Genomic DNA, 22,871 nt, shown 5'->3' with positions numbered 1-22,871 from the left:
TTACTTGAGTGATGACATGCCGCCGCCCAGCGACTGCCAGAGCGTGATTCGGTTTGTAAAATCAGTCAGTTGCAGTGCCAGCAGCTCCTGCTGTGCGCTCCACAAGCTGCGCTGCGCCGTCAACACGGTCAGGTAATCACCAACACCCGCCTGATAGCGACGCAAGCCAACATCGACCGTTTGTTGTTCAGCTTTAACATACTGGCGCTGTGCATCCAGTTGCTCTTCAAGCGTGGTCCGCCGCGCCAGTGCGTTAGCGACATCTTTAAATGCGCTCTGAACGGTTTTTTCATAGGTGGCAATGAGTCCACGCTTTTGTGCTTCTGCGTAACGAAGCTGCGCCAGATTACTTCCGCCAGTAAACAGCGGTAATGTGACCGATGGCGCAAATGACCAGATCTGCATTCCGTGGCTGAACAACGACGACAACGCGTCACTGCCAACACCGGCACTGGCAGTAAGCGAAATCGTCGGGAAAAAGTTAGCCCGCGCCGCGCCAATATCTGCATTGGCGCTCTTCAAATTATGTTCCGCTTCCTGGATATCCGGGCGACGCAGCAGAACATCAGATGATACTCCCGCAGGAACCAGACTTATCATTTGTTCCGGCAGGCTTTCCAGTGTTCCCGGTAGCAGATTTTCCGCAAGCGTTGTACCTGCCAGTAAGTTCAGCGCATTTTTATCCTGCATCACTTGTGTCTGATAGCTGGCAACGCTGGCGCGCGCTTGCTGATAAACACTCATCGCCTCACTGACATCTGTCGCTGCCGCCGTGCCAACCTGTTGCTGGCGCTGGATAATTTTCAATGAGTTTTCTGCACTGGCCATCGTTTCTTTTGCCAAGGCCAGGTTGCTGTTATCAGCCGCCAGTGTCAGCCAGGCGGTGCTGATTTCAGCAATCAGCGTTAAACGAGTGTTCTGGGCTGTAAATTCACTGGCAAGCCAGGTTTCCCGCGCCGCCCGAGATAAACTCTGATTACGACCAAACAGATCTAACGTATAACTGGACACCGTGCCGTCAGCCTCGGCAGTTGTTCCCGTACCATTCGCCAGCGAACGACTGCGAGTCGAACTTAAGGCCGCATTCACCGTCGGAAATAACGACGCATTAGTTTGCCCATAGAGCGCCCGTGCTGAGTCAATATCAGCAATCGCTTTTTGCACATCGCGGTTACTGTTCAGTGCAATGGTTACTACCTGCTGCAATCGGGGATCGTGGATCACCTGCTGCCAGTCATGGCTGATTGCCTTTCCCTGGCCCTGTGCTCCCGGCAAGGTCGCCGGGATTGGGGATTCAGGCGTACTGTAGTGAGGATCGAGCGAGACACATCCCGCACTCAACAACACCAGAAAAATAAGAGAGCGACGCAACATAACTTACTCCTGACGGCGCGGTTTACCGGCAAACAAACGTTTCACCAGTACAAAAAACAGAGGAACGAAGAAAATGGCCAGTAATGTAGCGGTCAGCGTGCCGCCAATAATGCCCGTACCAATGGCGATGCGGCTGTTCGCCCCTGCGCCAGTTGCTATCGCCAGCGGCATTACCCCCGCAATAAACGCCAGCGAGGTCATGATGATTGGGCGTAAACGAGTCTGCGCCGCGCGTAATGCCGCACGACTCAAGGAATAGCCCTCTGCAACCGCCGCTTCAGCAAATTCCACAATCAGAATGGCGTTTTTCGATGACAAGCCGATAGTAGTTAATAGCGCTACCTGGAAGTAAACGTCGTTGTTTAAATCACGCATCCAGGCCGCCAGCGCCGCGCCAAGAAGCCCCAGAGGGATCACCAGAATGACCGAGAACGGGACTGACCAGCTTTCGTACAGTGCTGCAAGGCAGAGGAAAACCACCAGAATAGAAACTGCATACAGACTTAATGCCTGACCGCTGGCCAGTTTCTCCTGCAATGACAAACCACTCCAGGCCCATGTTGTTCCCGCAGGAAGACTGTTTGCCAGTTCCTCCATTTTTGTCATTGCATCGCCGGAACTAAAGCCAGTCGCGTTTTCGCCCTGAATTTCATAGGCTGCCGAGCCGTTGTAGCGCACCAGTCTTTCCGGTCCATACAGCCAGCGGGTGGTCGCAAAAGCAGAGAATGGTGTCATGGCGTTATCGCTACCGCGCACAAACCATTTACCTAAGTCTGACGGCGCGGAACGAAATTCGCTGTCGCCCTGAATGTAGACTTTTTTCACACGACCACGGTCAATAAAGTCATTCACATAAGTACCGCCCCACGCACTGGACAGGGTGTCGGTGACATCATTCAAACTCAACCCTAATGACACCGCTTTATTGCTATCAATATCTACCTGCAATTGCGGCATTTGTGGCAAATCATTGGCGCGTACAGAATGTAACTCCGGACTTTGATTCGCTTTTTCTATCAACTGATTACGCATTTGCAGCAGTGTTTCACGATCGGTTCCACCGTTAGCTAACAATTCAAACGTAAAACCATTGCTTTGCCCCAGCCCATCAACGGCTGGCGGCGTCATCGCAAATACCGTGGCATCACGAATTGTGCCCAGCTCTTTAGTTGCCCGTAGGGCGATAGCCTGGGCGGTGTTTTCTGCCCCTTTACGTTGAGACCAGTTTTTCAACGAAACAAACGCCATCCCGGTGTTCTGTCCGCTGCCGCTAAAACTGAAACCATCAACGGTAAAGATGACATCGGTATTTGCTTTCTCGTTAATCAGGAACCAGTCAACAATCTGGCGATTCACTTCTGCTGTACGAGCAGCGGTCGCCCCGGCCGGCAGCGTGTACTGCACCATGATTTCGCCCTGGTCTTCAGTGGGTAAGAAACTGCCCGGCAGTTTCCACATCATCAGGGCCATTCCACCACCCAGCACGACATAAAGCCCCATCGTTCGAGCAGCACGGCGCAGGACATAAATTACGCCTCGCTGATATTTATCTTCAGTACGACGGTAAAAGCGGTTAAATGCGCCGAAAAAGCCTTTTTTATGTGGCGGAACATGCTGGAGGACGGAACCGCACAGGGCGGGAGTCAAGGTCAATGCCACTACCACGGAAAGCAGCATTGCGGAGATAATGGTTATCGAAAACTGACGATAAATTACCCCCGTAGATCCCCCAAAGAAGGCCATCGGCAGGAATACGGCTGACAACACCAGCGCAATGGCAACCAGTGCGCCAGAAATCTCGCCCATTGATTTTTCCGTGGCTTCACGCGCGGGCAACCCTTCGTCACGCATAATGCGTTCGACGTTCTCTACCACCACAATGGCATCGTCCACCAGCAAGCCGATCGCCAGCACCATTGCAAACAACGTCAGGGTATTAATCGAATAGCCAAACAACGCAAGAACGCCGAATGTGCCCAGCAAAACGACGGGGACAGCTAACGCCGGAATCAGTGTGGCACGCAGGTTTTGCAGGAATAAATACATCACGCAAACCACCAATACGATGGCTTCAAACAGCGTCTGAATTACGTCCTCTACGGAGATTTTAATAAATTCAGTGCTGTCTTTCGGGTATGCGATGTCGTATCCCTGCGGCATGTTCCGCTGGAATTCGGCAATCTTATCCTTGACCAGCGTCGCCGTATTCAGCGCATTCGCACCGGGCGAAAGCATTACAGCAACCCCGGCAGACGGGTGACCGTTAAGTTTGCCGATAGCGGTATAATCTTCACTGCCCATCTCAACGCGAGCCACATCTTTTATACGAACAACTGCGCCGTCTGACTGGCTTTTCACGATAATATTTTTGAACTGATCCACCGTCTGCAAACGAGACTGCGCACGTACCGTTGCGGTCAGTTGCTGAGTATTCGGTGAAGGCAATGCCCCTATTTTCCCGGCAGTAACCTGCACGTTTTGCGCTTCAATAGCACTTTGCACGTCTGAAGGCATTAGCGAGTAAGACGCCAGTTTGGCCGGGTCAAGCCAGATGCGCATAGCGTATTCCGCGCCAAAGACTTGCAGACTCCCCACACCTTCAACACGCGCCAGCGGGTCCTGAACGTTACTAACCAACCAGTCGGCGATATCCGAACTGGAGGCTTTGTCAGTGGTGTCATACACGGCAGCAATCAGCAAAAAGTTGCTTTGTGATTTCTCCACCGTAACACCCGTTTGCTGCACTTCGCTGGGTAGGCGCGACTCCGCCTGCTGAATTTTATTCTGCACCTGAACCTGTGCAGTATCTGGATCGGTACCTTGTTCAAAGGTCACATTAATACTGACCGAACCATCAGAGCTACTGGTTGAGCTGAAATAGAGTAAATTATCAAGCCCAGTGAGTTGTTGCTCGATAACCTGAGTCACGCTGTTCTCCAGCGTTTCGGCAGAAGCACCAGTATAAGTGGCTGAAATTTTAATGGTCGGCGGTGCAACGTCAGGATATTGCGCGACGGGTAATGTGCGAATAGCCAGAATCCCCGCCAACATAATCAAAATGGCGATAACCCAGGCAAAGACCGGGCGGCGAACAAAAAAGCGCGAAAACATCAGGCGTTGCCTCCATTAGCCTGAACTTCAACAGCCTTGACGGTCTGCCCTGAAGTGACTTTGGCAGAACCTTCAACAATCAGTCGGTCGCCGTTGTGCAGGCCGTTCAGCACCAGCCATTTATCACCATACGTTTCTCCCGTTTCGAGCGTTCGCTGCTCTACTTTATTGTCTTTATTCACCACCAGCGCAGTTGCATTGCCTTTAGCATCGCGCGTGACGCCCTGTTGCGGCGCGAGAATAGCGTCTTCCATCACGCCTTCATCGACACGAGCGCGAACAAACATTCCCGGTAATAACTGCTGTTGTGGATTGGGAAAAATCGCCCGTAATGTCACCGAACCGGTAGACTCATCTACAGCGACTTCGGTGAGTTCCAGACGCCCTTTTTCGCTGTAGGTTGTGCCATCTTCCAGAATAAGTGAGACGCTCATGGTGTCACTGTTGGTCGCCAGTGACTGTTTACGCAGACGTAATAAATCGACACTAGAGCGAGTGAGGTCGACATACATTGTATCCAGACCACGAATAGTCGATAACGCTGTATCCTGCGACGCGGTCACCAGTGCGCCAGGGGTTACCGACGAAATACCAATACGCCCCGAAATCGGTGCGGTTACCGTGGTCCAGTCAAGATTAATGCGCGCAGTTTCCAGTGCGGCTTTTTTCGCCTCTACACTGGCTTTATCTTGTGCACAGGTAGACTGAGCATCATCAGCATCCTGTTGTGAAACACCGTTCTCTTTCACCAGTCGAGCATAACGCTGCGCTTTCTGGCAATCGGCTTTTACCAGTGCCTGTGCTTGTTGTAATGCTGCCCGGGCTTCATTCCATGCAGCCTGATAACTGGCCGCATCAATCTGGTAGAGCGGCTGTCCAGCCTTGACCAGATCACCTTCCTTAAATAAGCGTTTCTGGATAATTCCCCCAACCTGCGGACGTACTTCAGCACTGAGCGCAGCACTGGTGCGTCCGGTTAATTCACTGACTACCGAAACCGGTTGAGATTTGAGCGTAACAACGCCGACTTCTGTTTCTGACGGGGATGAATTGTTACTTTGCGTATTATCACAACCCGATAAGAGCAGCATTGCCACTACAGATGTTGCTATATACTTCATTATTTTCTCCAGGGTGAGAAATACCCTCCTCATTAAAATTAATGAGGATATGTCAGGGATATTCAGTTATAACGAACCCGCATCGCGAAATGAATTTCGCAATGAAATAAGGGGGATTAATATCCCCCGCTATTGGTTAATTCTGTTCTTATTTATTTATCAACATACTAACAATATCCTGATATATTTCCTGCAGATGTTGTGGATCGCTTTTTTGCGGTGTTAAACGACGATAAACCGTACCTTCCATCATGGTAGCAAACACTTCAACGCAGCAACGAATGTGCTCGTCGCTAAGATGGGGATGCATTCTTTTCATATGTGCACAACCGTTAGCGAACATTCTGGCGTCAGCTTCTTCAAGCATTGCCATCACCCGTGGGTTGCGTGTGGCTTCTGCAGCCACTTCCAGCATCAGCGCGTCGTCGTCCTCATTTAAGGATTTACGCAAGGCAAGAACTTCCGGAAAGTGATCGGTACGCGCGTCAATGTCCATTTGGGCAATACGAAAGTCGATGATACGGCGAACCATCTCTTCAATAATGGCGTCTTTGTTGGCGAAGTAACGATATATCTGACCCACGCTAAGCTGAGCTTCGCTGGCAATTTGCGACATACTGGCGGCATGAAATCCGCAGCGACGAAAACACCGACGGGCGGCGTTAATGATTTCATCCTGACGCTGTTTGTGGCGTATCTCCAGCTTGCTGGTCATTTCTGTCTCCTGGCCTATCACTTGGTGAGAATGATCGTTCTCATTTTTGCTGATTATACGTTTCTCCAAAGTAATGGAAAGTATTTTTATCTTATTCATGGTGCATATTCTGATAATGAAGAGATTGTGGAGATTCTGTGAAGATAGTTGACAATATTAAGTTGGGGTCAATTCATCAGAAAGGCAGCGACTTGTTGTCGCCAGTTCTGTTTTCATCATCAAACTTATCGGAGCTAATACGAATAGTTTCATAGTCAGATTCTATAAGATATTTCCCCAACCTACCCCTTGCAGGCATCAAGAGTAGATAACGCAAAATGCTCTGTACCGCAGCTTCTCTCCGCTACAGAAAGCGCAACTATAGCCACCCACAGCCAGGTTGATTATAATAACCGTTTATCTGTTCGTACTGTTTACTAAAACGACGAATCGCCTGATTTTCAGGCACAACAAGCATCAACAATAAGGATTAAAGCTATGGGTTTTCTTTCCGGTAAGCGCATTCTGGTAACCGGTGTTGCCAGCAAACTGTCCATCGCCTACGGTATCGCTCAGGCGATGCACCGCGAAGGAGCTGAACTGGCATTCACCTACCAGAACGACAAACTGAAAGGCCGCGTAGAAGAATTTGCCGCTCAATTGGGTTCTGACATCGTTCTGCAGTGCGATGTTGCCGAAGATACCAGCATCGACACCATGTTCGCTGAACTGGGGAAAGTTTGGCCGAAATTTGACGGTTTCGTACACTCTATTGGTTTTGCACCTGGCGATCAGCTGGATGGTGACTATGTTAACGCCGTTACTCGTGAAGGCTTCAAAATTGCCCACGACATCAGCTCCTACAGCTTCGTTGCAATGGCAAAAGCTTGCCGCTCCATGCTGAATCCGGGTTCTGCCCTGCTGACCCTTTCCTACCTTGGCGCTGAGCGCGCTATCCCGAACTACAACGTTATGGGTCTGGCAAAAGCGTCTCTGGAAGCGAACGTGCGCTATATGGCGAACGCGATGGGTCCGGAAGGTGTGCGTGTTAACGCCATCTCTGCGGGTCCGATCCGTACTCTGGCGGCTTCCGGTATCAAAGACTTCCGCAAAATGCTGGCTCATTGCGAAGCCGTTACCCCGATTCGCCGTACCGTTACTATTGAAGATGTGGGTAACTCCGCGGCATTCCTGTGCTCCGATCTCTCTGCCGGTATCTCCGGTGAAGTGGTCCACGTTGACGGCGGTTTCAGCATCGCTGCAATGAACGAACTCGAACTGAAATAATCGTTCTGTTGGTAAAGATGGGCGGCGTTCTGCCGCCCGTTATCTCTGTTATACCTTTCTGATATTTGTTATCGCCGATCCGTCTTTCTCCCCTTCCCGCCTTGCGTCAGGATAACGATTTCCTTTACGACCAAGGAGCGCCCATGGAACAACGCCACATCACCGGCAAAAGCCACTGGTATCATGAAACGCAATCCAGTACTGCGGAGTATGACGTTCTGCCTCTGGTCCCGGAAGCCGCAAAGGTCAGCGATCCCTTTCTGCTCGACGTGATCCTTGATGAAGAAACGCTGGCACCCTTCCTTTCATGGCTGGTCCCTGCGCGCGTTCTTGCAGTAGAGTTGTTCCCTGACCAGCTTACCGTGACCCGTTCACAGACCTTCACCGCTTATGAACGCTTGTCGACGGCCCTGACGGTTGCTCAGGTTTGCGGCGTCCAACGGTTATGTAACTACTATTCGGCGCGACTTACGCCGCTCCCCGGGCCTGATTCCTCCAGGGAAAGTAATCATCGGTTAGCACAAATCACGCAATATGCCCGCCAACTGGCTAGCTCGCCTTCTATTATCGACAACCGATCGCGCCAGCATCTGAATGACGTCGGCCTAACTGCCTGGGACTGTGTAATCATTAACCAAATCATTGGTTTTATTGGCTTTCAGGCGCGGTCAATTGCGACATTTCAGGCTTATCTCGGGCATCCGGTACGCTGGTTACCCGGTCTGGAGATACAAAACTATGCCGACGCGTCACTGTTTGCTGATGAATCAATACGCTGGCGAAGCAGCTATGAGGTGGAAAAACTCCCTGAAGAGCACACAAAAAGTTCAACTGCAGAACTTTGCCAACTGGCCGAAACACTCTCTCTCCACCCTATTTCACTTTCCCTTCTCGAAAAGTTGCTAAACAGCACACGGGTCAATACACAGCCGGATAATCAGCTTGCGGCGTTGTTATGCGCGCGGATAAATGGCAGTCCTGCTTGTTTTGCCACCTGTATGGATTCATCAAATGAATATAAAAAAATCAGCGCCCTTCTGCGCAAGGGCGAAAATGAAATTAACCAATGGGCTGACCGTCATTCTGTTGAGCGCGCTACCGTTCAGGCGATACAATGGCTGACCCGAGCACCCGATCGCTTTAGCGCCGCCCAGTTCAGCCCATTACTCGAACACGAAAAATCATCAACGCAGATTATTAATCTGCTGGTATGGAGCGGGCTGTGTGGCTGGATAAATCGCTTAAAAATCGCGTTGGGTGAGACATATTAACCTTGCCGCGTCAGACAGATTCGCGTAAAACTGTCAGCCGCTCTAATGGCCACCAAAATAGACAATTATGTTTCAGGACAACCCGCTGCTAGCGCAGCTTAAACAGCAACTGCATTCCCAGACGCCACGCGCTGAAGGGGTGGTAAAAGCCACAGAAAAAGGCTTTGGCTTCCTGGAAGTCGACGCGCAAAAAAGTTATTTCATTCCGCCGCCGCAGATGAAAAAAGTCATGCATGGCGACCGAATTATCGCGGTGATCCACAGTGAAAAAGAACGTGAATCCGCAGAGCCAGAAGAACTGGTTGAACCGTTCCTGACTCGTTTCGTGGGTAAAGTTCAGGGCAAAAATGACCGTCTGGCCATCGTTCCTGATCATCCACTCTTAAAAGACGCCATTCCTTGCCGCGCAGCCCGTGGCCTGAACCACGAGTTTAAAGAAGGCGACTGGGCGGTTGCCGAAATGCGCCGTCATCCGCTGAAAGGCGATCGTTCTTTCTATGCTGAACTGACACAATACATCACTTTTGGTGACGATCACTTTGTACCGTGGTGGGTTACCCTTGCGCGCCATAATCTGGAAAAAGAAGCACCAGACGGCGTCGCTACCGAAATGCTCGATGAAGGTCTGGTTCGTGAAGATCTGACTGCGCTGGATTTTGTCACCATCGACAGTGCCAGCACAGAAGATATGGATGACGCCCTTTTCGCTAAGGCGTTGCCGGATGACAAACTTCAGCTGATTGTGGCGATTGCCGATCCAACCGCGTGGATTGCTGAAGGCAGCAAGCTGGACAAAGCCGCGAAAATTCGCGCATTCACCAACTATCTGCCTGGCTTCAACATCCCTATGCTGCCTCGCGAGCTTTCTGACGATCTCTGCTCACTGCGCGCCAATGAAGTCCGCCCGGTACTGGCATGCCGCATGACGCTCTCCGCTGATGGCACCATTGAAGATAATATCGAATTCTTTGCCGCCACCATCGAATCCAAAGCGAAGCTGGTGTATGACCAGGTTTCTGACTGGCTGGAAAATACCGGTGACTGGCAGCCTGAAAGCGAAGCAATTGCCGAACAAGTCCGTTTGCTAGCGCAAATTTGCCAACGCCGCGGCGAGTGGCGTCATAACCACGCACTGGTGTTTAAAGATCGCCCGGATTACCGCTTTATTCTCGGTGAAAAAGGTGAAGTGCTGGATATCGTCGCCGAGCCTCGTCGCATTGCCAACCGTATCGTCGAAGAAGCGATGATTGCCGCTAACATTTGTGCGGCCCGCGTACTGCGCGATAAGCTCGGTTTTGGCATCTATAACGTGCATATGGGCTTTGATCCGGCGAATGCCGACGCGCTGGCAGCGTTGCTGAAAACCCACGGTCTGCATGTCGATGCCGAAGAAGTGCTCACGCTGGACGGTTTCTGCAAACTGCGTCGTGAACTGGATGCGCAACCAACTGGTTTCCTCGACAGCCGCATTCGTCGCTTCCAGTCATTTGCTGAAATTAGCACTGAACCCGGTCCTCACTTTGGCCTCGGTCTGGAGGCATACGCCACCTGGACTTCGCCGATCCGTAAATATGGCGACATGATCAACCACCGTCTGCTGAAAGCGGTTATCAAAGGCGAAACTGCGACGCGTCCGCAGGATGAAATCACTGTCCAAATGGCCGAGCGTCGCCGTCTCAACCGAATGGCAGAACGTGATGTTGGCGACTGGTTATACGCACGCTTCCTGAAAGACAAAGCCGGGACCGACACCCGTTTCGCGGCGGAAATTGTCGATATCAGCCGTGGCGGCATGCGTGTGCGTTTGGTTGATAACGGCGCTATCGCCTTTATTCCAGCACCTTTCTTACACGCTGTGCGCGATGAACTGGTTTGCAGCCAGGAAAACGGCACTGTACAAATTAAAGGTGAAACGGCTTACAAAGTGACTGACGTTATTGACGTCACCATTGCCGAAGTCCGCATGGAAACCCGCAGCATTATTGTGCGCCCGGTCGCGTAATCTCCTTTCACGGCCCATTCCTCATGAATGGGCCGTTTATTTCCCCGCTCCACCTTCGTCATATCCCGGCAGTTTTTTTAACTGACTTTCGTTTGAAAACTGGCGTTTTTCCAAAACTGGATTACAAATAAATATATAAAAAAAACAATGCGTTTAGCCGCCGTTAATTTCATGTAAGTCATGTTGTTCCTTTTATTTAACCGCGGACTCCGCTGTTAACCGGAGGATATGCATCATGAAAACCGTTAGGGAGTCCACAACGTTGTACAACTTTCTCGGATCGCACAATCCATACTGGCGGTTAACGGAAAGCAGCGATGTTTTGCGCTTTTCTACCACCGAAACCACAGAACCTGATCGTACTTTGCAGTTATCTGCCGAACAGGCTGCTCGCATCAGGGAAATGACGGTCATCACCTCCAGCCTGATGATGAGTCTGACCGTCGATGAAAGCGATCTTTCTGTGCATCTGGTAGGACGAAAAATCAATAAACGGGAATGGGCTGGCAACGCGTCTGCATGGCATGACACACCAGCAGTTGCTCGTGATTTATCACACGGACTTTCCTTTGCTGAGCAGGTAGTTTCTGAAGCACATTCCGCAATAGTGATTCTCGACAGCCGGGGGAATATCCAACGCTTCAATCGGTTATGTGAAGATTACACTGGGTTGAAAGAACATGACGTCATTGGGCAAAGCGTGTTTAAACTGTTTATGAGCCGTCGTGAAGCTGCGGCATCCAGGCGCAATAACCGTGTATTTTTTCGAAGCGGCAATGCATATGAAGTCGAACTGTGGATACCAACACGTAAAGGCCAGCGGCTGTTTCTGTTTCGCAATAAATTTGTCCACAGCGGCAGTGGCAAAAACGAGATTTTTTTAATCTGTTCCGGCACCGACATTACCGAAGAGCGCCGCGCTCAGGAGCGACTGCGTATTCTGGCAAATACCGACAGTATCACCGGACTGCCGAATCGTAACGCAATGCAGGAGTTAATCGATCACGCTATTAATCATGCAGATAACAATAAAGTTGGGGTTGTGTATCTTGATTTGGATAATTTTAAAAAGGTCAACGACGCCTATGGGCATTTGTTTGGTGACCAGTTATTACGCGACGTGTCATTGGCTATTTTAAGCTGTCTCGAACATGACCAGGTGTTGGCGCGTCCAGGTGGCGATGAGTTTCTGGTACTGGCATCCAATACCTCACAAAGCGCGCTGGAAGCAATGGCATCACGAATTTTGACCCGCTTACGACTCCCCTTCCGCATTGGTTTAATTGAAGTTTATACCAGCTGTTCAGTGGGTATTTCACTCTCTCCCGAACATGGTTCGGACAGCGCGGCTATTATTCGTCACGCCGACACAGCAATGTACACAGCGAAGGAAGGCGGACGAGGACAATTTTGCGTTTTTACTCCAGAAATGAATCAGCGGGTATTTGAATATCTCTGGCTGGATACCAACTTGCGTAAAGCACTGGAAAACGATCAGTTGGTTATTCACTATCAACCGAAAATCACCTGGCGTGGCGAAGTGCGCAGTCTGGAAGCACTAGTACGTTGGCAGTCACCTGAACGTGGGTTGATTCCACCGTTGGACTTCATTTCCTACGCCGAAGAGTCAGGGCTAATTGTGCCTTTAGGCCGTTGGGTGATTCTCGATGTCGTACGCCAGGTGGCAAAGTGGCGGGATAAAGGTATTAACCTGCGAGTGGCGGTAAACATTTCTGCACGTCAGCTCGCCGATCAAACCATTTTCACCGCCCTGAAACAGGTTCTCCAGGAACTCAATTTTGAATACTGCCCTATTGATGTTGAACTGACGGAGAGCTGCCTGATTGAGAATGATGAACTTGCACTGTCTGTTATTCAACAATTTAGCCAACTAGGTGCGCAAGTGCATCTGGACGATTTTGGTACCGGCTACTCTTCACTTTCGCAACTGGCGCGCTTTCCGATCGATGCCATCAAACTTGACCAGGTTTTTGTTCGGGATATTCACAAACAGCCTGTCTCGCAGTCACTGGTCCGGGCGATCGTCGCTGTGGCACAGGCATTGAATCTTCAGGTGATCGCTGAAGGTGTGGAGAGTAAAAAGGAAGATGCTTTTTTAACCAAGAACGGGATCAATGAGCGGCAAGGATTTTTGTTTGCCAAACCGATGCCCGCCGTCGCCTTCGAACGCTGGTATAAACGCTATCTGAAGCGCGCATAAGTAGATGAATATATATACTTAGCGATATATTCCGTCATTATATATCGTATTACTGGATGATAATTAGCCGTTGCTGTTAAACACTTCTCTTTTAGCGGCAATTTTTGCATTATTCCTTTTCCACTTTTGCTATAAGGATGTCCTTGATGTCTGAATTTGATGCCCAGCGCGTTGCCGAACGTATTGATATTGTGTTAGATATCCTTGTGGCAGGCGATTACCACTCTGCGATCCATAATCTCGAGATACTTAAAGCAGAACTCTTGCGCCAGGTTGCTGAATCTACGCCAGACATCCCGAAGGCACCGTGGGAGATTTAACAATCGTGCCTTCAGGTTTTCCTATTTGAGGATGCCCGGCGCGTCAGTATTTTTTTATTTAGTATTATAACGTTATAAGAATTACAGCGATGAATTCCCGACAACAAACTATTCTACAGATGGTCATTGACCAGGGTCAGGTTAGCGTAACCGATCTGGCAAAAGCCACTGGAGTTTCTGAAGTTACCATTCGCCAGGATCTCAACACCCTCGAAAAACTGAGTTACCTCCGCCGTGCACATGGCTTTGCAGTATCGCTTGATAGTGATGACGTCGAAACTCGTATGATGAGCAACTATACGCTGAAGCGTGAACTCGCCGAGTTTGCCGCGTCACTGGTTCAACCGGGCGAAACCATCTTTATCGAAAATGGCAGCAGCAATGCCCTGCTCGCCCGGACTCTGGGCGAGCAGAAGAAAAATGTCACGATCATCACGGTCAGCAGCTACATCGCGCATTTGCTGAAAGACGCGCCTTGTGAAGTTATTTTGCTCGGTGGCGTGTACCAGAAAAAAAGCGAAAGTATGGTTGGTCCTTTGACACGCCAGTGCATCCAACAGGTGCATTTCAGCAAAGCATTTATTGGTATTGATGGCTGGCAACCTGAAACTGGGTTTACCGGTCGCGATATGATGCGTACCGATGTGGTCAATGCCGTGCTGGAAAAAGAGTGCGAGGCGATAGTCCTGACTGACAGCTCGAAATTTGGTGCTGTACATTCATACTCCATCGGCCCCGTTGAGCGATTCAATCGCGTGATTACCGATTCGAAAATACGCGCCAGCGATCTGATGCATCTTGAGCACAGTAAACTCACCGTTCACGTCGTTGACATTTAACCATTTCCCTTCTCTACGGATGATTTGCAGTTTGGCAAATCATCCGCTCTAAGATGATTCCTGGTTGATAATTAAGACTATTTACCTGTTATTAACACTCTCAAGATATAAAATTATTATCAGCGATATAACAGGAAGTCATTATCACCTGCGTGATATAACCCTGCGCGCGAGCGGATTTCACGGAATAATTTCACTAGGCTTATTCTTAGCTATTATAGTTATAGAGAGCTTACTTCCGTGAATCATAAATTCAGGAGAGAGTATTATGTTTGTAACGAGCAAAAAAATGACCGCGGCTGTTCTGGCAATTACCCTGGCAATGTCTCTGAGTGCCTGTTCTAACTGGTCTAAACGAGACCGTAACACCGCAATTGGCGCGGGCGCAGGTGCATTAGGCGGTGCAGTACTGACCGATGGCAGTACGTTGGGTACATTAGGTGGTGCAGCCATCGGTGGTGTTATTGGTCACCAGGTCGGTAAATAATCGTAAATAAATGTCGATTATCGACTCGCAATTATAATACGCTTGATTCTGTTCAGTACGAAATAACTGAATAATACACACAGTAAAATATTCGAAAGCCACGGATATATCCGTGGCTTTTTATGTTAGCCGCCGGCGAGTTTTACCTTCATCCCTTTCGCTTCAAGCAGTGATTTTAATAAATCACGCTTATCGCCCTGGATTTCAATAATTCCATCTTTAACTGCTCCGCCGCAGCCGCATTTTTTCTTCAGTTCCGCTGCCAGTTTCGTCAGTTCGGCATCATCGAGATCGACACCGGTAATCAGGCAAACGCCCTTACCTTTACGTCCACTGGTCTGACGCTGAATACGCACCACACCGTCGCCTTTAGGGCGTACAGGGGCCGCTTTTGGCTCATCAATACGTCCGGTTTCCGTTGAGTAGACCAGACGGCTGTTGGAATCACTCATCATGCACTCCGCTGTAAAGAGGCGTTGATCGCTTTCAGCGTCTGCGCTGGATCTACCGATTGCGTTACCGGGCGACCAATCACCATATAATCAACACCAGCCGCCAACGCCTGTTCTGGCGTCATAATGCGGCGCTGGTCACCTGCTTCACTCCCCTGCGGACGAATGCCCGGTGTAACCAGTTTGAACGCCTGACCGAATACCTGTTTAAAGCGCACAGCTTCCTGAGCAGAACACACCACACCATCAAGGCCACATTTTTGCGTCAGTGCCGCCAGACGTTCTGCATAATCTGCAGGTGACAGTGTCACGCCAAGATCGGCCAGGTCGCTGGCTTCCATGCTGGTCAACACTGTCACAGCAATCAAAAGCGGTGCATCTTTGCCAAACGGAACCAGTGCCTCACGCGCTGCGGTCATCATACGCGCCCCACCAGAGGCATGAACATTCACCATCCACACACCTAAGTCAGCTGCAGCAGCGACAGCGTGCGCTGCAGTGTTGGGAATATCGTGAAATTTCAGGTCGAGGAAGATATCAAAACCACGCTGTTGAAGTTCGCGTACAAATTGAGGTCCAAACAGCGTAAACATCTCTTTGCCGACTTTCAGACGACAATCGCGTGGGTCGATCTTGTCGACAAAGGCCAGAGCGGCATCACGATTATGATAATCAAGGGCAACAACCACAGGAGAATTCGTAACAGCGCGGGAAGAAGATGAAGCAGTTAACGTCATGACCAGACCTTCTTGATGATGGGCACCGGAAGTGGCGCGAAACAGGTAAACGGCGAGCATTCTACCCGTGGAAATAAAAAATTAACAGTTGCGATTTCTCCCCTGGCAGGCTTTTATGCGCCTGAGTTACCGGAGCACAATGGAACATCAACAATTAGTATGTTGTAACTAAAGTCGGATTTTTTTAAAAATTACAGGCCATCAAGACCGCGAATCGGTTTAATGGTTGACCAGGCCCGACAAGACGGACAATGCCAGTAGAGAGTGTATGCGGTAAAACCACATTTCTGGCAGCGATAACGAGGCTTACTCCGCACCTTCTCGCCAACCATGTCACGCAGCACCATCAGACTCTCTTTGGCACGCCCTTCTTCCGCTTCATTTAAGTGGTAATCCATTAGCTTATGGAACACACGCATGGTCGGATGACGCTGAAGCTGACGCGTAATATAGACCTGTGCGGCCTCACTACCGTCGCGCGCTTCGATGATGTCCGCAAGCATCAGTTCAGCATCGGCACCGGTGTTCTCTTCCACCGCGCGCTGCAGGAACTCTGCCCATTCGGCAGTTTTACCCAACTGCTGGTAGCAGGTTTGCAGCATTTCCAGCGTTTCGCTGACCAGTTCTCTGTCCTGGGATATCACGCGTTGCAGACTTTCGACGGCTTTGGCGTATTCTCCTTTCGCCATAAATACGCGTCCCATCATGATGGATACGCGGGCGCTGTTTTTATCTGCCGCCGCACCTTTTTTTAACAAGGCCATGGCACGATCGAGATCGTCGCTGGCCATATGCTGTAGGGCTAACTCGCAGTAGAAATGAGCAATTTCGACGCGCTGCTTATCTTTACCCAGCTTCACCAGGCGTTCGGCAACATCAATTGCTTTCTGCCACTCGCTGGTAGCCTGGTAGATTTGTAGCAACTGTTGCAGCGCGCCAATGCGGAAGTCAGTTTCATCGGTCAGTTGATTGAACATGTCTTCCGCGCGGTCGTATAACCCGGCGGCCATATAATCACGCCCCAGTTGTTGAATCGCCAACAGACGCTGTTCATAGGTCAGCGAGGCGCTTTCCATTAGGGTCTGATGGATGCGAATAGCGCGATCAACTTCGCCACGCGAACGGAACAGGTTTCCGAGCGTAAGGTGGGCTTCAACGGTACCCGTATCCTCTTTAAGCATATCGAGAAACAGGTCTACCGCTTTATCCTGTTGATTACTAAGCAGAAAGTTAACCCCCGCTACGTAATCACGCGACAAGCGGTTGGCTTCATCTTGCTTGTTTTGTTGCGCACTTCTGCGGCCCATATACCAGCCATAGGCAGCGGCTACAGGCAAAAGCAGAAACAACAACTCCAGCATAGAAAGTTATTCCTTCGCCGCTGACGAATGCGGCGCTACAGCCACGTCAGTCGCGGGTGAAAGCTGGTTTTCCAGTCGCTTTATTTTACGTTCAGCGCGCGCCAGGGAAACACGAACTCGCAGCCAGAACAGGCCGCAAATCAGCCAACCGATAGCAAACCCCGCAGCAAACAATACCGCCAGCAATGTGGAAATACGGTACTCCCCTTGCGCTAACAGATAATTAAACGTCACCTGTTGATCGTTCTGCGCACCTAACGTAACCGAAATCACGAAGATCGCTAACACCAGTAAGAAAATGAGTAAATATTTCACATTACTTCCCGTTATGTGGTTAGAGCGAATAAATTATGGTCAACTTACCGCAATAGCCCTTTAAAGTACCATTTTCGCGCCGTCTGCGAAATGGCATCCACGCGCATTGTTGATGATTTAAGGCCTAAATTCGGAAAATCAACCAGCGTTAACTTTCTTGTTCTCGTTGTGCAATTTCGCGATTTTCTTCCGCAGGTGGTGTTAATGGCCCACAAATTCGTTGCGCAAGCCACGTTGCCACCGCCACCAGCGCCCACGAAATCAACGTAGCTACCACCAGATCGCGTGGCCAATGCATCCCGAGCAGCAGGCGGCTTCCCATGACTCCCGTTGCCCAGACCAACAAGATAGCAATGGTAAACGTTCGCCGACGCGGCCACAGCAAACCAACGGCCAGCAGTGCCCAACTGGCAGCAAACATCGTGTGACCGGAAGGAAAGGCAAACCCCGTCTCTTTCTGCCAGTGTGAACGCAAATATTGTGGGATATTTTTCTCTTCAGCCAACTGTTCTTTCACCAGATTTCCGCGTTCTGCTCGCTTTAAAGTGTAGAACTCATCAACCGGAATATGATGTGTTTTTTCCAGCCAGATAACAAAAGGTCGTGGTTCCTGGACTTTGTCTTTGATCCAGGATTTAACGCCTTGTCCCACAAGAATTGCCGCCGCCAGAATGGCAAATAACATAATGGCAGCCTTAATGCGAAAACGCAGACACCAGAGAAACCAGCCGAATAAAATCAAATGTGTAATGACGCCCCAGGGCTGGGTGACAGTTTCAGTAACCCAAAAAGCCGCTTTTAGTAGCCAACTTTGTTCTCCAGGTTGCCAACGCCAGCCAGAAATCCATACGGCTACTGGCATAACAAGCAATAGTGCAGTTCCCACTGCGGTACGTCTGGCAATCGAACGCATGGCCTCTCCTTTTTGATAAGTCCCACAATCATAACTGAAAATGCCAGTTCCAGGAAAAATTGACAGATTTGTGCCATTCCGTGAACGATCGACGCGTCGTGATTAGGTGAACCCCTTCTCGTTATGGCAAAATAAGCCAATACAGAACCAGCATTATCTGGAGAATTTCATGCAGCTTAAACGTGTGGCAGAAGCCAAACTGCCAACCCCATGGGGCGATTTCCTGATGGTGGGATTTGAAGAACTGGCAACCGGACACGATCATGTCGCGCTAGTCTATGGCGATATTTCCGGGCATACCCCGGTACTTGCGCGCGTCCATTCCGAATGTCTGACCGGTGACGCCCTGTTCAGCTTGCGCTGCGATTGTGGCTTCCAGCTCGAAGCGGCACTGACGCAAATTGCCGAAGAAGGCCGTGGTATTTTGCTGTATCACCGTCAGGAAGGTCGTAACATTGGTCTGCTGAATAAAATCCGCGCTTACGCACTGCAGGATCAAGGTTACGATACCGTAGAGGCTAACCACCAGTTAGGCTTCGCCGCTGATGAGCGCGACTTCACTCTTTGCGCTGATATGTTCAAACTCCTTGGCGTCAATGAAGTCCGCTTGTTAACCAACAACCCGAAAAAAGTCGAAATTCTGACCGAAGCAGGGATTAATATTGTTGAACGCGTACCGTTGATTGTAGGTCGTAACCCCAATAACGAACATTATCTCGATACCAAAGCCGAGAAAATGGGTCATTTACTGAACAAATAACCCTCTTGCATTGTGTAATTAATTTGCTTGCCGGAAGCAAAATAACCGGCAAGCAAATACTTGTTACTTCAACATATTACGAATGACATAATGCAAAATGCCGTCGTTCTGGTAGTAGGTCAACTCCGTCGCGGTGTCGATACGACAACGGCAGGGTACGACCTCCTGGCTACCATCCGCGCGCGTAAGCGTCACCGGAACCGTCGCACCGGGCTGTAGATTTTGCAGATCGCCAATATCAATCTTCTCTTCCCCGGTTAGCCCTAACGTTTTACGCGTTACGCCTTGCGGAAATTCCAGCGGCAGGATGCCCATGCCAATTAAATTCGAACGGTGAATTCGTTCAAACGATTCGGCAATCACCACACGAATGCCAAGCAGACGCGGACCTTTTGCCGCCCAGTCACGGCTGGAGCCTGATCCATACTCTTTCCCGGCAATCACCGCCAGCGGCGTTTGCTCCTGCTTATAGCGCATCGCGGCATCATAAATAGAGATGACCTCGCTGTCAGGTAAATGCCGCGTCATCCCCCCTTCAACGCCAGGCACCATTTCATTACGGATGCGAATATTGGCGAAGGTGCCGCGCATCATCACTTCATGGTTACCACGCCGCGAACCGTAGGAGTTAAAGTCTTTGCGCTCAACACCCCGACCTTGTAGATATCGCCCCGCCGGGCTATCGGGCTTAATGCTGCCCGCCGGAGAGATATGGTCAGTGGTGACTGAATCCCCCAGCATTGCGAGGATCCGCGCACCGTGAATATCTTCCACAGGTGCTGGTGTTGCCTGCATTTCATCAAAGAAAGGCGATAAGCGAATATAAGTTGAATCTTCCTGCCAACCGTAGGTATCGGATCGTGTGACGTTAATTTCCTTCCACTCTGCTGTGCCTTCAAAAACTTCTGCGTACTCTTTGCGGAACATTTCTGTGGAGACTTGTTCTACCGCACGGGCAATTTCTTGTGCCGAGGGCCAGATATCTTTCAGATATACCGGGTCGCCTTTGCGATCGTGACCAATAGGCTCAGAAGCGAGGTTAATATTCATATTTCCCGCTAGCGCATAGGCAACCACCAGCGGCGGCGAGGCCAGCCAGTTAGTTTTAACCAGCGGATGGATACGGCCTTCAAAGTTACGGTTGCCGGACAGCACTGCACCGACGGTTAAATCGCCTTTTTTGATTGCCGTTTCGATAGGATCGGGCAGCGGCCCAGAGTTACCAATACAGGTGGTACAACCGTATCCCACAAGGTTAAACCCCAGTTCGTCGAGATACGGTGTCAATTTCGCTTTTGCCAGATAGTCAGAAACAACTTTCGAGCCTGGTGCCAGCGACGCTTTGACCCACGGTTGCCGCTTGAGGCCCAGAGTTACAGCTTTTTTCGCCAGCAAGCCTGCGGCCATCAGCACACTTGGGTTAGAGGTGTTGGTGCACGAGGTTATCGCAGCAATGACCACCGCGCCATCAGGTAACTGATACTGATGTCCGTTCATAACATAATCGACCGGCTGGCGATCTTTATGCGTGGCATTCACTTCCAGTTCGTTACTGGCGGCAAATGCTTTTGGTACATCGGGCAGTGCAACGCGATCCTGTGGGCGTTTAGGCCCTGCCAGGCTCGCTTCAACGTCATTCATATCCAGTTCTAACGTACTGGTAAAAATTGGTTCATCGCCCGGGTTACGCCACATGCCCTGCGCTTTGGCATATTTTTCGACCAACTCGACCTGATCTTCGCTGCGCCCGCTTAAACGCATGTAATCGAGGGTGACAGCATCGATTGGGAAGAAGCCACAGGTGGCACCATATTCTGGCGACATATTGGCAATGGTGGCGCGATCCGCCAGCGGTAGTGAATCCAGACCATCACCATAAAATTCGACGAATTTCCCCACCACGCCATGTTTGCGCAGCATTTGGGTAACGGTGAGAACCAGGTCTGTGGCGGTAATACCTTCACGTAATTTTCCGGTAAGTTTAAAGCCTACTACGTCCGGGATAAGCATGGAAACCGGCTGGCCTAACATTGCGGCTTCGGCTTCGATCCCACCAACGCCCCACCCCAGCACGCCAAGGCCGTTGATCATGGTGGTGTGCGAGTCAGTACCAACGAGTGTATCCGGATAAGCAATCCATTCACCGTCCTGCAATTCGCTCCACACTGCTTTGCCGAGATATTCGAGGTTAACCTGATGGCAAATGCCTGTGCCTGGCGGCACGACGCTAAAACGACTGAACGCCTGCTTTCCCCATTTCAGGAACACATAACGTTCGTGGTTGCGCTCCATTTCCAGGCGCACGTTTTCTTCAAATGCCTCATCATCACCAAAACGATCGACGGTCACCGAGTGGTCAATGACCAGGTCGACCGGTGAGAGCGGGTTAACCTTTGCAGTATCGCCGCCGAGGCGTTTAACCGCTTCGCGCATTGCCGCCAGATCAACAACGGCAGGTACGCCGGTAAAGTCCTGCATCAGCACTCTTGCCGGGCGGTAGGCAATTTCACGGTCAGCATGGGCATTTTTCAGCCATCCCGCCAGCGCGTAGATATCCTCTTCGGTAACCGAGTTACCATCCTGCCAGCGCAGCAGGTTTTCGAGCAAAACTTTGAGTGACTTGGGCAGACGGGTGATATCGCCCAGTGATTTGGCAGCAAGCGGCAGGCTGTAGTAGTGGTAAGTTTTATCTTTGGCCTGCAACGTGTCCTTACTGGCTTCTCGTAGGGTTGACGACATAGCTCCTCCTTAATGACAGGGTTGCGACGCCCTGATTCTCTTCAGGGTGAATATTAAAGATAACACAAACATCGCGTAACGATTTGATAACAACCCAAATTGATAAAAGAGGAGAAACCTTGTGGAAAGCAAATGAAAACCCCCGCCGCAGAGGGGTCAGGGATCAGTGAGTAATGATCCAGAGGAGTTCGGCCCAGAAGAGCATTGACAGAGAAAACGCGCCCATCCAGGACCAATATTTCATATTTGTGTTGATCATAGGCTACACCCTTAACGGTTATTACTTTGTGTTGAGATAACTCAACCTGTTATTGCTGCGGTGTATTAAAAGCCCTGTAATTCATTAAAAATGGGTAATAAGAATGATGATAATTATTGTTTCGGCTGATCATCTTCAGCAAACAGTTCTATAAAGGCTTGCTGCTGCGATGTTAGTTGCCAGTCGTCTGGAATAACGACGGAACATTCCCGTTTCGTTTCTGGTTCATTATCACTATGCTGACATAATAGTGACGACTCCAGTTGCTCCTGACCGACCATAGTTATCCCCACACTTTCCAAATCAGCAGTGCGACAACCACCCAGAAAAGTGCAGAACCAAGAAAAACCGCCAGCCAGGCTTTACGTTTTAATTCAGGATCGCGGCGGGGTTCCTGATTTCCAGAAGGCATTGCTAACCTCATATAATCGCCATCACTTATCAGCAAGACGTTGAACGATTGGTGCAATTAATCATACGATGAGACAAATCCTAAAGAAACTTTAGTCAAAAATCCAGCGAATTTACGAATCGTCTCCAGTGAATAATTCAATCTTTTGACCTGAAATAGATATTTGAAAACTGGAGTTTGCGAGGCGGGTAATTAG

23 protein-coding genes are annotated in these 22,871 nt (G+C 50.1%); 8 read left to right on the top strand and 15 right to left on the bottom strand.

From position 1 onward, the window contains the following. The 4 genes from ACJHX7_RS16895 to ACJHX7_RS16880 all read right to left on the bottom strand — a co-directional run bounded on the left by ACJHX7_RS16895 (position 1) and on the right by ACJHX7_RS16880 (position 6,321). Positions 1–1,374, bottom strand: a complete 1,374-nt coding sequence (locus ACJHX7_RS16895) for an efflux transporter outer membrane subunit (RefSeq protein ID WP_000946226.1) — start codon at positions 1,372–1,374, stop codon at positions 1–3. 3 nt (positions 1,375–1,377) lie between these two features. Then, on the bottom strand, positions 1,378–4,485 hold the full coding sequence (locus ACJHX7_RS16890; protein WP_000492814.1) for an efflux RND transporter permease subunit: 3,108 nt from the start codon (positions 4,483–4,485) through the stop codon (positions 1,378–1,380). Beyond that, the gene (locus ACJHX7_RS16885; RefSeq protein ID WP_410231666.1) at positions 4,485–5,606 is read right to left on the bottom strand and encodes an efflux RND transporter periplasmic adaptor subunit; all 1,122 of its coding nucleotides are present in this window, start codon (positions 5,604–5,606) and stop codon (positions 4,485–4,487) included. The genes ACJHX7_RS16890 and ACJHX7_RS16885 overlap by 1 nt, the downstream gene beginning before the upstream one ends. Positions 5,607–5,754: 148 nt before the next feature. After that, positions 5,755–6,321 (bottom strand): TetR/AcrR family transcriptional regulator, encoded by a 567-nt coding sequence (locus tag ACJHX7_RS16880; protein ID WP_000202113.1) that lies wholly within the window; start codon positions 6,319–6,321, stop codon positions 5,755–5,757. 477 nt (positions 6,322–6,798) lie between these two features. Here ACJHX7_RS16880 and fabI point away from each other — a divergent pair, with 477 nt between their 5' ends. From fabI to rnb, 3 genes are all read left to right on the top strand, one after another. Further along, a complete protein-coding gene (fabI, locus tag ACJHX7_RS16875; RefSeq protein ID WP_000506492.1) occupies positions 6,799–7,587 on the top strand; it encodes an enoyl-ACP reductase FabI in 789 nt (262 codons plus the stop codon). Positions 7,588–7,730: 143 nt separating this feature from the next. Continuing rightward, positions 7,731–8,858 carry a carboxymuconolactone decarboxylase family protein gene (locus ACJHX7_RS16870; RefSeq protein WP_012602331.1) on the top strand — a complete coding sequence of 376 codons (1,128 nt, stop codon included), beginning with the start codon at positions 7,731–7,733 and terminating at the stop codon, positions 8,856–8,858. 67 nt (positions 8,859–8,925) lie between these two features. Then, positions 8,926–10,860: an exoribonuclease II gene (rnb, locus tag ACJHX7_RS16865; protein WP_088170545.1), complete on the top strand. Its 1,935-nt coding sequence runs from the start codon at positions 8,926–8,928 to the stop codon at positions 10,858–10,860. A gap of 77 nt (positions 10,861–10,937) precedes the next feature. Here rnb and ACJHX7_RS16860 read toward each other — a convergent pair whose 3' ends face one another. Next, entirely contained in the window at positions 10,938–11,042 is a 105-nt protein-coding gene (locus tag ACJHX7_RS16860; protein WP_000221855.1) for a hypothetical protein, read from the bottom strand. 53 nt (positions 11,043–11,095) lie between these two features. Here ACJHX7_RS16860 and pdeR point away from each other — a divergent pair, with 53 nt between their 5' ends. Next, positions 11,096–13,081 (top strand): cyclic di-GMP phosphodiesterase, encoded by a 1,986-nt coding sequence (pdeR, locus tag ACJHX7_RS16855; protein WP_061092957.1) that lies wholly within the window; start codon positions 11,096–11,098, stop codon positions 13,079–13,081. Here pdeR and ymiD read toward each other — a convergent pair. Next, a complete protein-coding gene (ymiD, locus tag ACJHX7_RS16850) occupies positions 13,063–13,191 on the bottom strand; it encodes a protein YmiD (RefSeq protein ID WP_023143869.1) in 129 nt (42 codons plus the stop codon). The genes pdeR and ymiD overlap by 19 nt on opposite strands. 36 nt (positions 13,192–13,227) lie before the next feature. Here ymiD and yciZ point away from each other — a divergent pair, with 36 nt between their 5' ends. From yciZ to osmB, 3 genes are all read left to right on the top strand, one after another. Beyond that, positions 13,228–13,401, top strand: a complete 174-nt coding sequence (gene yciZ / locus ACJHX7_RS16845) for a protein YciZ (protein ID WP_001288368.1) — start codon at positions 13,228–13,230, stop codon at positions 13,399–13,401. An 89-nt stretch (positions 13,402–13,490) separates the two neighbouring features. After that, complete coding sequence (locus ACJHX7_RS16840) at positions 13,491–14,240, top strand: DNA-binding transcriptional regulator YciT (protein WP_001088621.1); 750 nt, start codon at positions 13,491–13,493, stop codon at positions 14,238–14,240. A gap of 268 nt (positions 14,241–14,508) precedes the next feature. Then, a complete protein-coding gene (gene osmB / locus ACJHX7_RS16835) occupies positions 14,509–14,727 on the top strand; it encodes an osmotically-inducible lipoprotein OsmB (protein ID WP_000498251.1) in 219 nt (72 codons plus the stop codon). Between the two features lie 125 nt (positions 14,728–14,852). On the opposite strand, the gene yciH is transcribed toward osmB, so the two are convergent. The 5 genes from yciH to pgpB all read right to left on the bottom strand — a co-directional run bounded on the left by yciH (position 14,853) and on the right by pgpB (position 18,505). Beyond that, on the bottom strand, positions 14,853–15,179 hold the full coding sequence (gene yciH / locus ACJHX7_RS16830; protein ID WP_001353236.1) for a stress response translation initiation inhibitor YciH: 327 nt from the start codon (positions 15,177–15,179) through the stop codon (positions 14,853–14,855). Then, positions 15,179–15,916 (bottom strand): orotidine-5'-phosphate decarboxylase, encoded by a 738-nt coding sequence (gene pyrF, locus ACJHX7_RS16825; protein WP_024181815.1) that lies wholly within the window; start codon positions 15,914–15,916, stop codon positions 15,179–15,181. Before pyrF ends, yciH begins: the two co-directional genes overlap by 1 nt. 191 nt (positions 15,917–16,107) lie before the next feature. Then, complete coding sequence (gene lapB, locus ACJHX7_RS16820; RefSeq protein ID WP_000891338.1) at positions 16,108–17,277, bottom strand: lipopolysaccharide assembly protein LapB; 1,170 nt, start codon at positions 17,275–17,277, stop codon at positions 16,108–16,110. 6 nt (positions 17,278–17,283) lie between these two features. Beyond that, the gene (lapA, locus tag ACJHX7_RS16815) at positions 17,284–17,592 is read right to left on the bottom strand and encodes a lipopolysaccharide assembly protein LapA (RefSeq protein WP_000876284.1); all 309 of its coding nucleotides are present in this window, start codon (positions 17,590–17,592) and stop codon (positions 17,284–17,286) included. Positions 17,593–17,740: 148 nt separating this feature from the next. Then, a complete protein-coding gene (gene pgpB, locus ACJHX7_RS16810; protein ID WP_094030120.1) occupies positions 17,741–18,505 on the bottom strand; it encodes a phosphatidylglycerophosphatase B in 765 nt (254 codons plus the stop codon). Positions 18,506–18,674: 169 nt separating this feature from the next. On the opposite strand from pgpB, the gene ribA reads away from it, so the two are divergent. Continuing rightward, positions 18,675–19,265, top strand: coding sequence for a GTP cyclohydrolase II (gene ribA, locus ACJHX7_RS16805; protein WP_001176295.1), 591 nt, complete (start codon positions 18,675–18,677; stop codon positions 19,263–19,265). Positions 19,266–19,328: 63 nt separating this feature from the next. Here the strand turns inward: ribA and acnA are convergent, their stop codons facing one another. The 4 genes from acnA to ACJHX7_RS16785 all read right to left on the bottom strand — a co-directional run bounded on the left by acnA (position 19,329) and on the right by ACJHX7_RS16785 (position 22,687). Continuing rightward, positions 19,329–22,004 carry an aconitate hydratase AcnA gene (acnA, locus tag ACJHX7_RS16800; RefSeq protein ID WP_094030121.1) on the bottom strand — a complete coding sequence of 892 codons (2,676 nt, stop codon included), beginning with the start codon at positions 22,002–22,004 and terminating at the stop codon, positions 19,329–19,331. 163 nt (positions 22,005–22,167) lie between these two features. Continuing rightward, positions 22,168–22,263, bottom strand: coding sequence for a small membrane protein YmiC (gene ymiC, locus ACJHX7_RS16795; protein ID WP_001310756.1), 96 nt, complete (start codon positions 22,261–22,263; stop codon positions 22,168–22,170). Positions 22,264–22,376: 113 nt separating this feature from the next. Then, entirely contained in the window at positions 22,377–22,544 is a 168-nt protein-coding gene (gene yciX, locus ACJHX7_RS16790) for a protein YciX (RefSeq protein WP_094030122.1), read from the bottom strand. A 2-nt stretch (positions 22,545–22,546) separates the two neighbouring features. Continuing rightward, positions 22,547–22,687: a YmiA family putative membrane protein gene (locus ACJHX7_RS16785; protein WP_001300896.1), complete on the bottom strand. Its 141-nt coding sequence runs from the start codon at positions 22,685–22,687 to the stop codon at positions 22,547–22,549. Positions 22,688–22,871: the final 184 nt, after the last annotated feature.

Origin of the sequence: Escherichia sp. WS1451 (genome assembly GCF_046487365.1) — a bacterium.
GTDB classification, from domain to species: domain Bacteria; phylum Pseudomonadota; class Gammaproteobacteria; order Enterobacterales; family Enterobacteriaceae; genus Escherichia; species Escherichia coli.
This window is presented reverse-complemented; position numbering and strand designations above follow the sequence as displayed.